Consider the following 16,654-nt stretch of genomic DNA (forward strand, 5'->3'; position numbering starts at 1 on the left):
TTGATTTTTGAAAAAGAGCACTCAATTTCAGTCTAATCTAACCAAAATACCAAAATGAAATTAAAATTTTTACTCTTCTTTTTAACTTTCTCCGTTTATTCCTTCTCACAAAAACTTCAACGTACTGTTTTTGATTACGAAAAATTAAAATCTGATAATTTTGCTGCTTGCGACGAAACTGTTGCCAAAGAACAAGAAAACATTTCAATTAAACTTCAGGAAAACAACAGTACAGCTGCCATAGCTATTTCTAAAAAACTGTATGATAATAAAAACGATTGTTTTGGAACCTTTGAGGTTTACGGATATTCTTTGTTTCGAAACGGGCAATGGTTTGAAGGAATTGATATTATCGAAAAAGGGATTACGAAATTTGGGAGTGTTCCAGAATTAATAAAAAGAAAATCTGAAATGAGTCTGGAAATGGCAGAATTAGGCACCAGACAAAAAAACATTGATGGAAATTCCGTTTTTAAAGCAGATTCACTTCAATATAATGAAGATCAATTTAAAGAGGAAAACCTAAAATCTGCTCTTATTGATCTTGAATATCTGATCAAAGTATACGGTCGAAGTGAGGAAATTTATTATGCTGCTAAAATTCAACAGCTTTTAACAAATTACACTAAATCTAATGAAACATTCAAAACTCTTTTGAATGATGAAAAATATAAAAATGCTGCTTTATTTAATATTGCAGACAATTATATTGCACTAAAAGACTTTACCAGTGCTGAAGCAGAATTTAATAAAATGCTGGCAGAAAATCCCAAAGAAGCCATAATCTATGATAAGTTATCCGAAATTTATGAATTTAAAAAAGACAAAGCAAAAGCAACAGAATTAGCGAGCAAAAGCATGTTCTACCAGAACATCCCGTCTGATTCAGATTTGGAATACAGCAAAGAAAATTTAGAACTGCTGCAGTTTTTTGGATCAGATGAAAATAAACCCGCTAAAAAATTAAAAAAACTTCAAGAAATTTTAAATCAAAACAAACCGCAATATACAATCGATGTATGTTTGATGATTTTAAAACTGCATACAAATCACGGAAACGGCGTTGAAGAAAAAGCCACTGAAATATTAAAAAACATTGGAAAACCATCCATAGAAAAGGTTAATAAACTGTTTCAAAGTAATGTATCGACCTGTACAATTACTAATTTGGCCGATGTTATGGCAGGTGTAAAGGATGAAAACTCATGGGAACTCATGAAACAATACTTATCTTATATCGCAACTATGCCCATGACATTGATTCCGCCAAATTTACCCGAAAAAATGATTCAGTTTAACGAAGACAGAGGCATAACAGAAATCCTTACAACGGTAAAACCTTTACTAACGAAACAAGAAAACAACGAAGATCCGCTTAGTCAACTGGGAGGTTTTGGGCAATATGTTTATTATTCTCCTTTAGGAAAGGTAAGTAATGAAAAACTAAAAAAAATTGCGGCTGAATTAAAGTATTCAGATAAAGAATTTAGTTTACTAAAAGATAAAATTAAGTAACCGAAAAATCAATATTTAGATTCTAAAATCCATGAAATGCTAAAATTTAAAATATTTCTTATTCTGTTTTTCCCATTTCTTCTAATGGGGCAAAATGAAAAATTCGCAGTTGAAAAATTAAAGCAGGACTTGATCCTTTTTAAAGAAATAAGAGAAAAAGCTAATTCAGGAATTTATAAATACCGCACCAAAAAGCAAATCGACAGCATATATTTGTGGGCATTTACACAAATAAACGAACCTAAAGAATTAATAGATTTCTATAAAATAATTCTTCAAATTACTGATTTTGAAGGAAGCCTGCACAATGACACTACACTTCCTGATGATTTTGAAAAAAAATATTCATCAGGAACTGTTTTCTTTCCTTATCCGGTAAAAATTGTTAATAACCAGCTGCTTCTTAATTTTAAAAATACCGAAATTCCGGCAGGATCTCAAATTCACAGCCTTAACGGAATTGAAACAAAGAAACTCTTGTCTTCTTTTTACAAATATTACACAACTGATGGTTATAATATTACAGGTAAATCAATTGGAATTGGAAGTGCATTTGCCAAATATTTCGAATTCGAATATGGTCCTCAAAAGAAATTCTCTGTAGAATATTCTCTTCCAAATGAAACACAAAAACGTAAAAAGATAATTCTGGCTGTTTCAAACGAAACCCGAAAGCAGAATTTTAAAAACCGTCATTCTCTTGCTATTGATAGTTTACAATATAGTAGAGCAAAAGATAAATATCATTTTAAAGTAATCTCAGAAAAAACAGCATTACTTTCTATTCATACTTTTCTAATAGGCCAAAATGCAAAAGACAAAGAGCATCTTGCTTACAAAAAATACCTGGACAGCTGTTTTGAATATCTCTCAAAAAACAGTGAGATTAAAAATTTGATTGTTGACGTTAGAAATAACGGCGGCGGAACAGATCCAAATGACATTGTTACTTTTTCTTATCTCTCTGCTAAACCATATCGTGAAAATGCATCGGCTTATGTTAATTTTCAGGAAGTTCCATTTTCGGAATATTTAGTTTACGAGGAAACTGAAACACATAAAAAACAGGAAGAGAAAAAAGATTTTCAAGATGAATTAAAAGAAGAATTTCCAAAACTGGAAAGCGGTAAATATTTTCAGGATAAAAAATTCAATCAGCTATTACAGCCTGATAAAAATAGTTTTAAAGGACAAATCTATTTACTAATAAGTCCACGAATAGCTTCTGCGGGTTCATTGTTCGCATCTTTGACCGCAGGAAATACAAATGCAATAGTCATTGGCGAAGAAACGATGGGAGGTTATTACGGACACAACGGCCACACTCCTATTGAATATGAATTACCAAATACAAAAATCAAAACACAATTTTCTATTGTAAATTTAGAACAGAATGTTCCGAAAAAAACAAATCAAATTTTTGGAAGAGGAATTATTCCAGATTATGAAGTCAAACAAACTTTAGAAGATTTTCTACAAAATAAGGACACGCAATTTGAATATACTTTGAAATTGATTGAACAGAAATAATATTTTATAAAAGCATAAATAGAAAAAAAAATATAAATATGGGATTATTCAACTTCTTTAAGAAAAAAGAAACTTCGCCTGACACAACTGAAAAAAGCACATTACTTGCTATGCCAATGTTTAACGACAGTGAACGTTATGTTGTTGCTGATGTTTTAGAAGATTTAAAAAATTATTGGGGAGTATTAATTACAGATTTCACAGGAGATGACAATTCTGCTGTTTTTAAAATAAATGATGAATTAGTGATACTTACGTATCTGCCTGCTCAGATCCCATGGGATGAAATTTCCAGAACTGCTCAATATGCATACAATTGGCAGACTGCCGAAGAAGATTTAAAAAACCATAACGGACATGCTATTGTTTCTGTTATTTCTACACAAAAAAGTCAGGTCGAATCATATAGCATTTTAAGCAAATTACTTTCTTCTATATTATCAACATCAAATGCGATAGGAGTTTATCACGGAAGCCAAACATTATTAATTCCAAAATCGCAATATCTAGAAAAAAGCAGTAATCTTCTTCAAAAAAAATCGCCGGTACATTTGTGGATTTATATTGGAATTCGAACATCTAACGAAGGAAATAGTATTTACACATATGGATTAAATGAGTTTGGAAAACAAGATATAGAAGTTATAAATTCCCAACTAGAAATTGAAGAATTGTATGGCTTCATTTCAAATATTGCTGCTTATGTTATCGACAGCAATATTACCTTTAAAAGTGGTGAAACTCTTGGTTATACTGCAGAACAGAAAATAAAAATAACCTCTTCAGCAGGAATATTAGTTGAGGGCAATACTTTAAAATTAGAAATGTAATTTTAATGATGTGAAAATCCAACAAACAATTCAAAAAATTATGTAAAGTATATAGCTCAGTATGGTTATAATTTTATTTTTATAAAATACGACCTATGAAAAAGTTATATTACACAGCAAACGTACTACTTATATTGATGTTAGGATTAATCGTTTCTTGCAAAAAAAGTGACACCATAACCCTTACTGATAATACAGAAAAAGAGAAACCAAAGAAAACAATTGAGCACAAGAAACCTGAATCAACTGTTTCTTATCAATTTACAAATGCGAAAGAATGGCTGAAAGCGAATGAAGCCGACAGCACAAAAATGGATATCGTTTATGCAGTAAACAGAACTGATAAAGCAAATCTTAAAAAACTGGATTCAGTGGTTGTACCAACTGATTTTAGCGGAGATTTGGTTTATTACCTTTCATTTCCTTTACATGTTGCTGTTTTAGAAGATGTATCTAAAATTATTATTTTCTCTTATCCTACTCAAACTTTTGCCGCTTATGAAAACGGTGAATTAGTTCGTACAGGCCCTACAAATATGGGTAGAAAAAAAGATCCTACACCAACAGGATTATTTTTTACCAATTGGAAAGCAGAAAAAACCACGAGTACTTTTAATGACGAATGGGAATTAAAATGGAATTTCAATATCGAAAATAAACTTGGCGTTGGTTTTCACCAATATGAATTGCCGGGTTATCCAGCTTCACATTCCTGTTTAAGATTATTAGAAAAAGATGCTAAATATCTATACAAATTTGCAGATGAATGGATTTTAAAAGATAAAGAAAATGTAAAAGTAAAAGGAACTCCGGTTGTTGTTTTTGGAAGTTATGATTTTGATGGCCCAAAACCATGGCTGAAATTAGCATCTGATCCAAAAGCTTTAAGCATTTCTGAGAATGAAATTGAAAATGAAGTAAAACCGTTTATTCAGAAGATTTTAGAAAATCAGAAACTGAGAGAGACAGAACCTCAGACTGCTGCTCTTTAACTATTTTTAAGCTTAGATTTCAATTTCCTAAAATAAAATCTAAACTCATTTTATAAAACTAAAAAAGGCATAAGAAATTGATTCTTATGCCTTTTTTATATTTGAAAAAAAAATAAAATTATCTAGAATAATTAGGAGCTTCTTTTGTAATTGTTACGTTATGCGGGTGACTTTCAGTGATTCCGCTTGACGTGATTCTAACAAAACGTCCAGATTCCTGTAAAGTAGGAATATCTTTTGAACCACAGTATCCCATTCCGGCACGAAGACCTCCAATAAACTGAAGCATACTTTCGTTTAATTCACCTTTGTAAGGAACACGCCCCACAATTCCTTCCGGAACTAATTTTTTAACGTCGTCTTCAACATCTTGAAAATAACGGTCTTTAGAACCTGTCTGCATTGCTTCAACAGATCCCATTCCGCGGTATGATTTGAATTTTCTTCCTTCAAAAATGATAGTTTCTCCCGGAGACTCTTTTGTTCCTGCTAATAATGAACCTAACATTACACAGTCAGCACCCGCAGCAATTGCTTTAGGGATATCTCCAGTGTAACGAATTCCACCATCAGCAATAACTGGAACCCCAGTTCCTTTAATCGCTGCAGCAACTTCTAAAACTGCCGAAAATTGAGGAAAACCAACACCTGCAACGATACGTGTAGTACAGATTGAACCAGGTCCAATTCCAACTTTTACACCATCAGCTCCATTTTCTACTAAATATTTAGCAGCTTCCGGAGTTGCAATGTTTCCAACGATAACATCAATTTGAGGGAATTTTGATTTTACTTCTTTTAATGTGTTTACCACACCTTCTGTGTGTCCGTGTGCTGTATCGATAATGATAGCATCTACACCTGCGTTAACCAAAGCTTCAGCTCTTTGAACTGCATCTCCAGTAACTCCAATTGCAGCAGCAACTCTTAAACGACCAAAAGAATCTTTGTTAGCGATTGGTTTTTGAGTCAGCTTTGTAATATCTCTAAATGTAATTAAACCAACTAATTCGTTTTTAGAATTTACAACTGGCAATTTTTCGATTTTGTGACCTTGTAAAACTACTTCGGCTTGTTCTAATGAAGTTCCTTCGGCAACAGTAACTAAGTTTGTACTTGTCATTACCTCAGCGATTGCTTTTGCTCCGTTTTTTTCAAAACGTAAGTCACGATTGGTAACAATTCCTTTAAGGATTTTGTTTTCGTCAACGATTGGAATACCGCCAATTCCAAATTCTTTCATGGCGTTTTTAGCGTCGGCGATAGTTGAATTCATTGGTAATGTTACCGGATCGATAATCATTCCTGCCTCAGCACGCTTTACTTTTCTAACCTTCGCAGCTTGCTGCTCGATTGTCATGTTTTTATGTAAAACTCCAATTCCCCCTTCTTGTGCCATAGCGATTGCCATTGCACTTTCGGTCACTGTATCCATAGCAGCAGATACAATTGGAACGTTTAATGTTATATTTCTTGAGAATTTTGATTTGATACTCACTTCGCGGGGAAGCACATTCGAGTAGTTAGGTACTAATAATACATCGTCGTAAGTTAAACCTTCGCCGATAATCTTGGAGTTGTGTGCTATCATGGTGCAATTTCTAGTTGAATTGCGTGCAAATATAGTGAATAAATTGCTAACTTGAATACTAACTTATTCATAAATTTAACTTTACAGGAAAATACTTATGAATTTAAATTTCAAATGCTCACCCCTAAATTCAAGATATTTTTACTTTTTAGAATCTTGAATTATAAAGTTGAAACCAAATTGAAAGGCAAGACTATTGGCCTTTGAAACATCTTTATATTCGAAAATATTATCTACTAAAGCATAAATATTAAATTTCCCAACAGTTCCGGAAACTCCCAAACCAACGTTTGTTTTAGAGTATGGGTCGATTGTATACGTGGCTTTTACATCTAGTTTCTCAAAAATGCTTCGTTTATAAAAAGCCGTCAAAGCTATATAAGGATCATTAGTGGGCATTGTCATAACAAACAATTGTGCACCAACTGCATTTAAGTACCTTTTTTCATCTGGAACTTTACAATTACAATCTCCGTCATATCTGGATTCTCCAAAAGAATATTGAATAGACGAATTAAATTTTACAGGACGCCAGGTGGTATACTTACTATAAAGTTTTTCTTCTGGAATGGCTTTTTCAAAATCATCAAAAATATCTTTTGGCTCATTTACAGCATCAAAAATTGGATTTACTCCATCGTACTGATAACTTCCTTTGTATCTTCTTGTCTCAACATCTTTGGATTGTCTAATAAATCCAACATCAATTACACTGGCTGTAAGCTGTAAATTATCTTTTAAATAATACGTCAGTCCGGCATCAAATCCTAAACCCAAACTTCCGTTAAAAAAAGTATTGTGAGCAATATCGCCTGGAACATTTCCTTCGTACTCATCTTTTGTAAATTTAGCAATTCCAGCTGTTTTAACTTCTAGATTAGATTCAATTATTTGAGTGTACATATTAGTTCCAGTTCCCGGACCTGTATATATATATCCTGAATTTTTGGTTGAAGTTGCATTGGCACCGCTGGAATAAATTTTAGCGCGTCCTCCTAAAACAAGTTTCTTATTCAGCTTTTTGTGAAAACCAACATGAAATACAGAAAGTACTTCGGCACGAACATTTAAATCGCCTAAATTAAATGATCTTCCAATATAATCCCTATTTCCGTCTACAGCCAAAATGGCAAGATCTTTTGGAAAATACATTAAAAAATCAAATTCCTGATAGGCTCCAAATGAAACATACGATTGACTATTCTCACCTCCTACTCTAAATCCGCCTGAAAATATTTCTAATTGCTGATTGACCTGCGTTTTATCATTTGCTGCTGATTTATTGATAATACTTCGAACCTTGTCATTAAAATCGACTCCATTATTGGCAAACAAATCATAAGCAGAAAAACTGCTTGAACCTGTATTTACAGAAACTCCGGAAAGAAGTGGAATACCAAAATAATATTTATACGAAACATCGGCACCGGGGTTTACAAGTGACGACTGCGGAATTGATGTAAAGTTGTACAGAATTTGCTTATTTTGAGCCAAACAACAAAGCTGTACTGTAAGTACTAAAATTAACAGTGCTTTTCTCATTCGATTCTCATATAAGCGGTTGCACCTGATTTGAATTTTAAGTTCCCCGAAATATCGCCTGTTCCGGGTTCAATCGTTACAACAAAACCCACTTTTACGGTTCGTTTTAACAAAGCAAGTCGCTCTCCTTCAAAAACTTCAGTTGGATATTTTATGATATTTGCAGTCCCATTATATTGCGGAACATTTAAAGTAATGGTTTCCATGGGCTGATCGTTTGCATCAATAAACGTTATTTCAACCTTAAAAGCCCTATTAAAAGTGTTTTCGGTTTCAAAATTGAGTTCGGCTTTGGTTAGATTATCATTTAAAAACTTATTTTTAAAAACATCAAAATCCTCAACGTCAGGCGGTATTTGATGCGCAGTTCCATCATCATCAATTTCATTTGCCTTGACATTAAAGTGCGCCACATTTGCTACAAATACAGGCTCTATTTTAAAATCGTCAATTTGATCAAAGTCTAAATCACTAGAACAGGAGAGAAATAAAATGGCAGAGAATAAAATCGCAGAAATTCTATGAATCAAATTAGGCTTCATGTAGATTTTTTTTAAGATAAATAAAAAACGATCTCGTTTACAACATATTGCCTAATGTACGAAAAATTAGCTGTTTAATGAAATTTTCCAAACAATTTTGACGCTTCATTATAAGCGCTTTCAAAACTTAAAGAATTAAGTCCTGTTATTTTTTTATTAGCCGTAAAATAAGAAACCAATTTTTCTGTCGGCATATTCCCTGTTAGTTTATCTGTCGCCATCGGACAACCTCCAAACCCCTGAATTGCACCGTCAAAACGAGTACATCCTGCCTTTGCTGCGGCATCTATTTTCTCAAACCAGCTGTCAGGCGTTGTATGAAGATGTGCTCCAAATTCAATTTCGGGATATTTCGGAATTAAATTTGAAAACAAATAAGTAATAACTTCTGGCGTAGAACTCCCTACAGTATCCGAAAGCGATAAAATTTTAACGCCCATTCCTGCCAGTTTTTCAGTCCATTCCGCAACAATTTCAACATTCCACGGATCTCCGTATGGGTTTCCAAAACCCATAGAAAGATAGGTAACTACTTCTTTATTTTTTTTATCGGCTATTTCCAGAATTTCTTCAAGAGTAATTAAAGATTCAGCAATCGTTTTATGTGTGTTACGCATCTGAAAGTTTTCAGATATCGAAAAAGGAAATCCTAAATATTGAATAGCTTCATGTTCTGAAGCTAAAGCCGCACCTTGCGTATTAGCAATGATCGAAAGAAGTTTGCTGTTTGTTTGAGATAAGTCTAATTGTGCCAAAACTTCGGCCGTATCCTGCATTTGAGGAATTGCTTTTGGAGAAACAAAACTTCCAAAATCGATTGTATCAAACCCTACACGAAGCAAAGCTTGTATATAGGTTACTTTATTTTTTGTTGGAATAAAAGTTTTAATGCCCTGCATGGCATCTCTTGGACATTCGATAATCTTGATCTCTTTATTCAAAGCTTATTCTTTTGTAAAAGCTAAGTTAGGTTCTTTTTTAAAGAAATAAAAATTAACTCTTTGCGAATTATTTATTTTAACCTTATCAGGCTGTTTTTTTTAACCACATAAGTTATATAAGGTCATTTAAATTTAATTCATGAATAGTTTTTGTTAGAGCAATATAAGTTTTCTGAGTTATTTTTTTTAACCGTATAAGTTATTTAAGGTCATTTAATTTTAATGCTGGATCGTTTCTTGGAAGTTAAATACAAGTATATCTGTCTTTATTACGTAATATCGTAATAGATTTTTTTATTACACAAAAGCGTAATATTTTAAAATATTACCAAAAAGTGTAATAATTAAAAATATTACTTATATTTGTAATAGAATTTTTATTATTTTTTAATTATATTTGATTATGACTAGTGTAATTACAGGCGACATAATTGGTTCAAGACAACAGGAATCGCAGCATTGGGTCGAAGATTTAAAAAAAATACTGGCTCCGCTTGGCAAAACACCAGGCGAATGGGAAGTTTATCGTGGTGATGAATTTCAAATTGAAGTTAAAAACCCCGAAGATGCTTTATTGACTGCTGTTTTAATAAAAGCACATTTAAGAGCCATAAAATCTGATGCGAGGATGAGTATTGGCTTTGGAGACAAAACGCATAATGCAGTGAAAATTTCTGAAAGTAACGGGACGGCTTTTATCAATTCGGGGGAACTTTTTGAAACTTTAAAAAAGCAAAAAGTGACTTTAGCATTACGAACAAATGATATTTCTTTTGATGAAAAGCTGAATTTAATGATTCAGCTGGCTTTGACTTTTATGGATAACTGGCTGGTACAATCGGCAGAATTTGTTGCAAAAGCTATAGAAAACCCAAGTCTTTCGCAGGAAGAACTGGGACAAAAATTAGGTATTAATCAAGCTGCAGTAAGCCGAAGACAAAAACGTGCTCAGTTTGATTTGGTTATGAATTTAGATCGTTATTTTAGAACACAAATAAAACAATTAGCCCCATGATTTTATTTATAAAACTGCTTTTGGCACATTTGTTAGGCGATTTTATCTGGCAGCCTAATTCCTGGGTAACCGATAAAGAAAGTAAAAAACATAAAAGTATTTACTTATATCTTCATATTTTACTACATGGTGTTTTAGCCGCAATTCTAGCCGGAGAAATCCGTTTTATTCCTTATGCCTTTTTAATTGCCTTTACACACGGAATCATCGATTTAATCAAACTGCATTTTCAAAACAGAAAAACGAAACGCACTTGGTTTGTAGTAGATCAAATTGCACATGTTTTGGTTTTAATTGGCGTTGTTCTTTTATATGAAAACAAAGGAATAATTTACTTTTGGCAGAATAATGAATTCTGGATTTTAATAACCGGAATTTTATTGATTACTAAACCTACTTCTATATTCATAAAAACTATCATTTCAATCTGGGCGCCTGAAAGCCAAAACAGCCATCAGGATAATTCTCTGATAGCTGCCGGAAATTATATTGGTATTTTGGAACGCTTGTTTGTGTTCGGATTTATCTTAACCGGACATTTTGAAGCGATAGGATTTTTACTGGCCGCTAAATCTATTTTTAGGTTTGGAGATTTAAAAGAAGCCAAAGACCGAAAACTGACCGAATATGTTTTAATAGGCACTTTAATCAGTTTTGGAATTGCAATATTAGCCGGAATAGTAGTTCAGGCTGTTCTTTTACTGCCCTAAAACTTTTTTGTTTATCGCTTTTATCAACGCTGGACCTTCATAAATAAAACCTGTGTATAACTGCACTAAACTTGCTCCTGCGTTTAATTTTTCGATGGCGTCATCGGCAGAATGAATTCCTCCTACTCCAATAATTGGGAATGCTTTATTGCTTTTTTCCGAAAGAAAACGAATTACTTCTGTAGAACGTTTTGTTAATGGTTTTCCAGATAAACCTCCCATTTCTGATTGATTTTCAGATTGTAAACCGTCTCTTGAAATTGTAGTATTAGTTGCAATTACACCTGCAATCTGCGTAGTTTTTACAATATCAATAATATCCAATAACTGCTCATCTGTAAGATCCGGAGCAATTTTTAAAAGAATTGGTTTTACTTTTTGAGTACTTGTTTTTTGCTTTTCAACATTTCTATTTTGCAAAGTCTGCAATAAAGCCGTTAAAGGTTCTTTGTCTTGCAGTGCTCTTAAGTTTGGTGTATTTGGAGAACTAACATTCACCACAAAATAATCTACATGATCAAACAAAGCATCAAAACAAATGATATAATCGTCAACTGCATTTTCGTTCGGCGTTACTTTATTTTTTCCTATGTTTCCACCAATTAAAACGCCCGAGTTCTTTTTCAAACGTTCTACAGCTTCCAGAACACCGCCGTTGTTAAAACCCATTCTGTTAATAATCGCCTGATCTTCTTTTAAACGAAATAAACGCTTTTTTGGATTTCCTTCCTGACCAACCGGAGTTACAGTTCCAATTTCGATAAAACCAAAACCAAAATCAGAAAGCTCTTTGTACAGTTTCGCATCTTTATCAAATCCTGCTGCAAGTCCAACCGGATTTTTGAATTTAATTCCGAAAACTTCTCTTTCTAAACGAGCGTCTTTTACTTCATAAATTGATCTTATAATTGCCGAAACTCCAGGAATTTTTGAAATAAATTTTACAAATGAAAAAGTAAAGTAATGTACTTCTTCCGGATCAAACCAAAAAAGTATTGGGCGAATTATCAATTTATACATAAGAGTTGTGTTGTTGTTATTTTGGCTGCAAATTTAAATATTATAGTTTAAAAAGGTGCTTTTTTATAAAAAACAAATTATATCATGTTGCAAGTTATAATATGAAACGATTTCAAGCCTTTTAATAAAGTTCTTCGGTTTATTTATTCTTTAATTTTGAGACATTTAAAAAAATAGCACTGCCCATTTTCTTTTCAAAAAATTAAGAATTATGCAAAATGAAGCAAAAATCAATAACCATCCGGAAAAAACAGTTCTTCTAATCGCACTATTTTTTTTATCCGGTTATATTCCAATTAAAGCTCAGGAAACAAAAGAAAAAGCTTTTAGTTCTCACCATCAAATAGGAATTTCAATAAATCATGTACATGTTTTTGAAGGCAGAGATGATGAAGGAAATCGTGAAGTTTTAAGTCTGCCTGCATGGGGAATAGATTATACTTTTCAGTTTCATGAAAAATGGGCTGTTGGTCTTCACACCGATTTTGTAATTGAAAAATTTAAAGTCGAAAAAGTGTATGCAAATGATGAAGATAAAGAAATTGTTGAAAGAAGTTATCCTATTGCTCCCGCAATAATGGGAATTTATAAACCTAGTGAATCCTGGAGTTTTCTTTTAGGATTTGGAGGCGAATTTGCCAAAGAAGAAAATTATTTTTTAACCCGAGTTGGCACTGAATACGGATACGAACTTCCGAAAAACTGGGAAATTTTTGGAACATTCAGCTATGATCTCAAATGGAAGGCTTACGACAGCTGGGGAATTGGGTTAGGAATTGCAAAAAACTTTGGAGAAAAATAAAATTCCAGATCAAATACAAATTACAAATCAGCGGCGTATATGTACAAGACAAATAAAACAATTCGTATTTTAAAAATTTACTTTTTATTACTGCTCTTATTACTTGCCTTTAAATCAAAAGCACAGCAAGAAAAAGACACAACTAAATTAATGAATTTTAAATACGGTAATAAAGGCATTGAATTGAGAACCAACGACAATAAATTTCTATTTCAATTACAAAGCCGGTTTCAGTTTCGATTTTCTACACCCAATGATACTGACCCATTAACGTATGATGACTATAGTCAGGATAAAAAAACAACTTTTAAAATCAATCGTGCAAGATTAAAAGTGGGAGGTCATGCCTTCGAGCCGTGGTTAAATTATTATTGGGAATACGAATTGAGCCAGTCTAATTTATTAGATTTTAGAATTATGGTCGAAAAATGGGAATGGCTGAGTTTTAAAGCCGGACAATGGAAAGTTGAGTTTACAAGAGAACGTTTCATTAGCAGCGGTGAACAACAGACTGTAGAACGATCTTTAATCAACCGTCCGTTTACAGCAGACAGACAAATGGGCGTTGAAGTTTACGGCCATCTTAAAGGAAAAGGCATTGCTGATTTTAATTACTGGGCAGCCGCCCTTACCGGAACCGGGAGAGGAAATACTTCTAATGACGATAATAACTTAATGTATTTTGGAAGGGCACAATGGAATTTTTTAGGAAGATTTCTTGATTTTGAAGGAAGTGATATTGAATTTCATGAAAAACCAACGCCTATAATTGCACTTTCTGGATTAACAAACCGAAGTCCCTATACCCGATTTTCTCAATCTGGCGGAGGTTATTTAGAAGGATATGAAGATGGTGCTCCGGGACAATATCGCGTTAATCAGTGGAATTTAGAAACTGCCTTTATGTATCGCGGTTTTTCATGGCAGAGCGAATGGCATACCAAACAAATTATTGATAAATTAAATAACGACAGTACAACAACTTTAAAAGGATATTATGTTCAGGCTGGATATTTTTTTCACAATACTTTTAATTGGTGGCCAAAACATTTAGAAATGGCCGGACGTCATGCTGCGTATAGACCTGATAATGACATCAGACAAAATAGACAAGATGAAACTACGATTGCTTTTAACTGGTTTTTTAAAGGACATAAAAACAAATTGACATCGGAGTTTAGTTATTTCAGCTTCGAAGACAAAACACTTCCTTTAGAGGCGGGATGGCGTTTTAGAATACAATGGGATATTTCACTCTAAGACGCCTGGCTTTCTCTATAGAAAATTCTTACTCCATTTTTAAATACAAATTCATTTTTTTAATAACTTTATCTAACTTAAAATACTGAAAATGAAAACCATAAATAAAAAAATAAGAAAAACAGCCCTAATTTTTTTGATCGGATCATCATTTTTGATTTCGATTGACACTATGGCTCAACGTCGTGCCGGCGGCGGCGGCGCTGGTATTCACAGAGCCGGCGGCGGTTCACAAGCTAGACCGGCAGTTTCAAGACCAGCCAGTCAATCACGACCTACGGTAAACAGACCAGCGGCCACAAGACCCGGATCTAATGGAGGAACAAGAGTTACAAGACCTGCTAATACTTCAAACACAAACATTAACAACAGAAACAATACAAACAACCGAAACTCTGGTAACATTAGAAATTCAGGCAACAGAAACACAAACATAAGCGGTAATACCAGAAATGTTGACAGAAGCAGAGACATTACAATAAACAACAATAGAAATACAGTTGTTAGACGAAATACCGTTGTTTACGCCCGACCGCCCTATGTATACGGCGGATATAGATATCACGCCTACAATCCTTATTTCTTTCATCCTTACACTCCATTTTATTATGGTCCTGTTTGGCATCCGTGGGGATTTTTTGTTGCAACTTTAGCCGTTACAGCAATTGTAGTGAGCGTTGAAAGCACACAATATCATTATGATCAGGGTGTTTGGTATGCCCCTTCAAACGGAGGGTATACAGCCGTTCCTGCTCCAGTTGGCGGAACAGTAAATAATATTCCGAGTGGTGCACAAACCGTCAATACAGGAACCGTAAACAATTATTATTACGGAGGAACTTATTATGAAAAAGATGGCAGTTCGTATAAAGTAGTACCTCCAACAGCCGGAACAATCGTTGACAATTTACCAGAAGGCGGTAAAGAAGTTACTATTGGTGATGTGAAATATGTGAAATTTGGAGAAACTTACTATCAGCCTGTACAAGTTGATGGTAAAAACAAATATGAAGTAGTTTTAGTGGAAGAAGATAAATAACAAAATCAGCATAAATTGTATTACTTCTATATAATAAATAGAGTTATATTTGTTTTTAGATACTTATAACTTTTTTATATATATTTACTTACAAAAAAGATACGAATTAAAAACAATTGCAATGAAAAATAAAACCTTTTGGATTTTCTCATTTTTGACAATCTGCATCATTTCAATTACTTATGGCGTTACACGATTAATTTCACCTAAAGAAAAATTAACAAAAACAGCTTTAGAATGCCATGAAATTCCTAATACATCAGAACCATCTGCGTTTAAACCTACTATCGAAAACAAAAACAAACCTGCCGGAAAAGCTCCAAAAGGAATGGTTTGGATACCAGGCGGCGAATTCTCTATGGGAAGCAATGTTGAAGATGAAAGTTTATGCAGTTTATCCGGTGTAACAAAAGATGCCGCTCCTATTCATCGTGTTTACGTTGATGGTTATTACATGGACGAAACTGAAGTTACCAACCAGGAATATGAAAAATTTGTAAAAGCTACCGGATATATAACGGTTGCTGAACAAAAACCAACTAAAGAAGAATTTCCAACAGCCGCAGAAGAAGATTTAATTACAGGTTCGGTAATATTTACTCCTACTTCATCAGCGGTTAATTTGAATAATTTTTTACAATGGTGGTCTTATGTTGGAGGAGCAGACTGGAAACATCCGCTTGGACCTGAAAGTTCTATTAAAGGAAAAGAAAATTATCCTGTTGTGCATATTACTTATGAAGATGCTGCAGCGTACGCCAAATGGGCTGGAAAAAGACTTCCAACTGAAGCAGAATGGGAATTTGCCGCAAGAGGAGGAAAAACCGGAGAAATTTATGCTTGGGGAAACACACTTAAACCAAAAGGAAAATTTCAGGCTAATATATATCAGGGGCATTTCCCTATTAAAGATGGCGATACAGGAGAAGACGGTTTTAAAGGAATTGCTCCTGTAAAACAATATGCTCCAAATACTTACGGCCTTTATGATGTTGCAGGAAATGTATGGGAATGGATAAACGACTGGTACAGCGTAGATTATTACAAATCATTAAGTGAAAGCGGGAAAGTTACTAAAAATCCGCAGGGGCCGGATGCTTATAATGACCCTAAAGATCCAACACAAATAAAACGGGTACATCGCGGTGGTTCATTTTTGTGTACTGACCAATATTGTACTCGTTACATGGTTGGGACAAGAGGAAAAGGCGAAATCAGATCAGCCGCCAACCACGTTGGTTTTAGATGTGTAAAAAGTATTTAAACCATAAAAAAACAGCACTGGAAAAGGGTTCTATAAAACAGAATCCTTTTTTATTTTTGAA

General features: G+C 33.6%; 15 protein-coding genes. 10 read left to right on the forward strand and 5 right to left on the reverse strand.

Annotated elements, in window-relative coordinates; all coding sequences use genetic code 11:
* Nucleotides 1-54: 54 nt before the first annotated feature.
* The 4 genes from L1276_RS11850 (at nucleotide 55) to L1276_RS11865 (ending at nucleotide 4,867) form a co-directional block, all read left to right on the forward strand.
* On the forward strand, nucleotides 55-1,515 hold the full coding sequence (locus L1276_RS11850) for a lipopolysaccharide assembly protein LapB (RefSeq protein ID WP_253788051.1): 1,461 nt from the start codon (nucleotides 55-57) through the stop codon (nucleotides 1,513-1,515).
* 36 nt (nucleotides 1,516-1,551) lie between these two features.
* Nucleotides 1,552-3,045 (forward strand): S41 family peptidase, encoded by a 1,494-nt coding sequence (locus L1276_RS11855; RefSeq protein WP_253788052.1) that lies wholly within the window; start codon nucleotides 1,552-1,554, stop codon nucleotides 3,043-3,045.
* Between the two features lie 38 nt (nucleotides 3,046-3,083).
* Entirely contained in the window at nucleotides 3,084-3,875 is a 792-nt protein-coding gene (locus L1276_RS11860; RefSeq protein WP_253788053.1) for a DUF4261 domain-containing protein, read from the forward strand.
* Nucleotides 3,876-3,970: 95 nt separating this feature from the next.
* Nucleotides 3,971-4,867 carry a L,D-transpeptidase gene (locus L1276_RS11865; protein WP_253788054.1) on the forward strand — a complete coding sequence of 299 codons (897 nt, stop codon included), beginning with the start codon at nucleotides 3,971-3,973 and terminating at the stop codon, nucleotides 4,865-4,867.
* Between the two features lie 118 nt (nucleotides 4,868-4,985).
* On the opposite strand, the gene guaB is transcribed toward L1276_RS11865, so the two are convergent.
* The 4 genes from guaB to L1276_RS11885 all read right to left on the reverse strand — a co-directional run bounded on the left by guaB (nucleotide 4,986) and on the right by L1276_RS11885 (nucleotide 9,483).
* Nucleotides 4,986-6,458 carry an IMP dehydrogenase gene (gene guaB / locus L1276_RS11870; protein ID WP_253788055.1) on the reverse strand — a complete coding sequence of 491 codons (1,473 nt, stop codon included), beginning with the start codon at nucleotides 6,456-6,458 and terminating at the stop codon, nucleotides 4,986-4,988.
* A 141-nt stretch (nucleotides 6,459-6,599) separates the two neighbouring features.
* Nucleotides 6,600-8,000 (reverse strand): DUF5723 family protein, encoded by a 1,401-nt coding sequence (locus L1276_RS11875; protein ID WP_253788056.1) that lies wholly within the window; start codon nucleotides 7,998-8,000, stop codon nucleotides 6,600-6,602.
* On the reverse strand, nucleotides 7,997-8,542 hold the full coding sequence (locus L1276_RS11880; protein ID WP_253788057.1) for a hypothetical protein: 546 nt from the start codon (nucleotides 8,540-8,542) through the stop codon (nucleotides 7,997-7,999). The genes L1276_RS11875 and L1276_RS11880 overlap by 4 nt, the downstream gene beginning before the upstream one ends.
* 74 nt (nucleotides 8,543-8,616) lie before the next feature.
* Nucleotides 8,617-9,483 (reverse strand): hydroxymethylglutaryl-CoA lyase, encoded by an 867-nt coding sequence (locus L1276_RS11885; protein WP_253788058.1) that lies wholly within the window; start codon nucleotides 9,481-9,483, stop codon nucleotides 8,617-8,619.
* A gap of 403 nt (nucleotides 9,484-9,886) precedes the next feature.
* Between L1276_RS11885 and L1276_RS11890 the strand changes: the two genes are divergently transcribed.
* Both L1276_RS11890 and L1276_RS11895 read left to right on the forward strand, forming a co-directional pair.
* The gene (locus L1276_RS11890) at nucleotides 9,887-10,498 is read left to right on the forward strand and encodes a SatD family protein (RefSeq protein WP_253788059.1); all 612 of its coding nucleotides are present in this window, start codon (nucleotides 9,887-9,889) and stop codon (nucleotides 10,496-10,498) included.
* Nucleotides 10,495-11,208, forward strand: a complete 714-nt coding sequence (locus L1276_RS11895) for a DUF3307 domain-containing protein (protein ID WP_253788060.1) — start codon at nucleotides 10,495-10,497, stop codon at nucleotides 11,206-11,208. Before L1276_RS11890 ends, L1276_RS11895 begins: the two co-directional genes overlap by 4 nt.
* Here the strand turns inward: L1276_RS11895 and L1276_RS11900 are convergent.
* Nucleotides 11,197-12,228, reverse strand: a complete 1,032-nt coding sequence (locus L1276_RS11900; protein ID WP_253788061.1) for a quinone-dependent dihydroorotate dehydrogenase — start codon at nucleotides 12,226-12,228, stop codon at nucleotides 11,197-11,199. The genes L1276_RS11895 and L1276_RS11900 overlap by 12 nt on opposite strands.
* 211 nt (nucleotides 12,229-12,439) lie before the next feature.
* Between L1276_RS11900 and L1276_RS11905 the strand changes: the two genes are divergently transcribed.
* The 4 genes from L1276_RS11905 to L1276_RS11920 all read left to right on the forward strand — a co-directional run bounded on the left by L1276_RS11905 (nucleotide 12,440) and on the right by L1276_RS11920 (nucleotide 16,593).
* On the forward strand, nucleotides 12,440-13,030 hold the full coding sequence (locus tag L1276_RS11905; protein ID WP_253788062.1) for a hypothetical protein: 591 nt from the start codon (nucleotides 12,440-12,442) through the stop codon (nucleotides 13,028-13,030).
* Nucleotides 13,031-13,069: 39 nt separating this feature from the next.
* Entirely contained in the window at nucleotides 13,070-14,290 is a 1,221-nt protein-coding gene (locus L1276_RS11910) for an OprO/OprP family phosphate-selective porin (protein ID WP_253788063.1), read from the forward strand.
* A gap of 91 nt (nucleotides 14,291-14,381) precedes the next feature.
* The gene (locus L1276_RS11915) at nucleotides 14,382-15,329 is read left to right on the forward strand and encodes a DUF6515 family protein (RefSeq protein ID WP_253788064.1); all 948 of its coding nucleotides are present in this window, start codon (nucleotides 14,382-14,384) and stop codon (nucleotides 15,327-15,329) included.
* A gap of 121 nt (nucleotides 15,330-15,450) precedes the next feature.
* Nucleotides 15,451-16,593, forward strand: coding sequence for a formylglycine-generating enzyme family protein (locus L1276_RS11920; RefSeq protein ID WP_253788065.1), 1,143 nt, complete (start codon nucleotides 15,451-15,453; stop codon nucleotides 16,591-16,593).
* Nucleotides 16,594-16,654: the final 61 nt, after the last annotated feature.

The sequence above is a fragment of the Flavobacterium sp. HSC-32F16 genome, assembly GCF_024171645.1.
In the GTDB taxonomy this organism is placed as follows: Bacteria; Bacteroidota; Bacteroidia; order Flavobacteriales; family Flavobacteriaceae; genus Flavobacterium.

Excerpts from the sequence above, each read along its gene's own strand:
- L1276_RS11865 (WP_253788054.1), top strand. The coding sequence starts at position 3,971 with ATGAAAAAGTTATATTACACAGCAAACGTACTACTTATATTGATGTTA.
- L1276_RS11920 (WP_253788065.1), top strand. The coding sequence starts at position 15,451 with ATGAAAAATAAAACCTTTTGGATTTTCTCATTTTTGACAATCTGCATC.
- L1276_RS11850 (WP_253788051.1), top strand. The coding sequence starts at position 55 with ATGAAATTAAAATTTTTACTCTTCTTTTTAACTTTCTCCGTTTATTCC.
- L1276_RS11880 (WP_253788057.1), bottom strand. The coding sequence starts at position 8,542 with ATGAAGCCTAATTTGATTCATAGAATTTCTGCGATTTTATTCTCTGCC.
- L1276_RS11905 (WP_253788062.1), top strand. The coding sequence starts at position 12,440 with ATGCAAAATGAAGCAAAAATCAATAACCATCCGGAAAAAACAGTTCTT.
- L1276_RS11855 (WP_253788052.1), top strand. The coding sequence starts at position 1,552 with ATGCTAAAATTTAAAATATTTCTTATTCTGTTTTTCCCATTTCTTCTA.
- L1276_RS11860 (WP_253788053.1), top strand. The coding sequence starts at position 3,084 with ATGGGATTATTCAACTTCTTTAAGAAAAAAGAAACTTCGCCTGACACA.
- L1276_RS11890 (WP_253788059.1), top strand. The coding sequence starts at position 9,887 with ATGACTAGTGTAATTACAGGCGACATAATTGGTTCAAGACAACAGGAA.
- L1276_RS11915 (WP_253788064.1), top strand. The coding sequence starts at position 14,382 with ATGAAAACCATAAATAAAAAAATAAGAAAAACAGCCCTAATTTTTTTG.
- L1276_RS11895 (WP_253788060.1), top strand. The coding sequence starts at position 10,495 with ATGATTTTATTTATAAAACTGCTTTTGGCACATTTGTTAGGCGATTTT.
- L1276_RS11900 (WP_253788061.1), bottom strand. The coding sequence starts at position 12,228 with ATGTATAAATTGATAATTCGCCCAATACTTTTTTGGTTTGATCCGGAA.
- L1276_RS11910 (WP_253788063.1), top strand. The coding sequence starts at position 13,070 with ATGTACAAGACAAATAAAACAATTCGTATTTTAAAAATTTACTTTTTA.
- L1276_RS11875 (WP_253788056.1), bottom strand. The coding sequence starts at position 8,000 with ATGAGAAAAGCACTGTTAATTTTAGTACTTACAGTACAGCTTTGTTGT.
- guaB (WP_253788055.1), bottom strand. The coding sequence starts at position 6,458 with ATGATAGCACACAACTCCAAGATTATCGGCGAAGGTTTAACTTACGAC.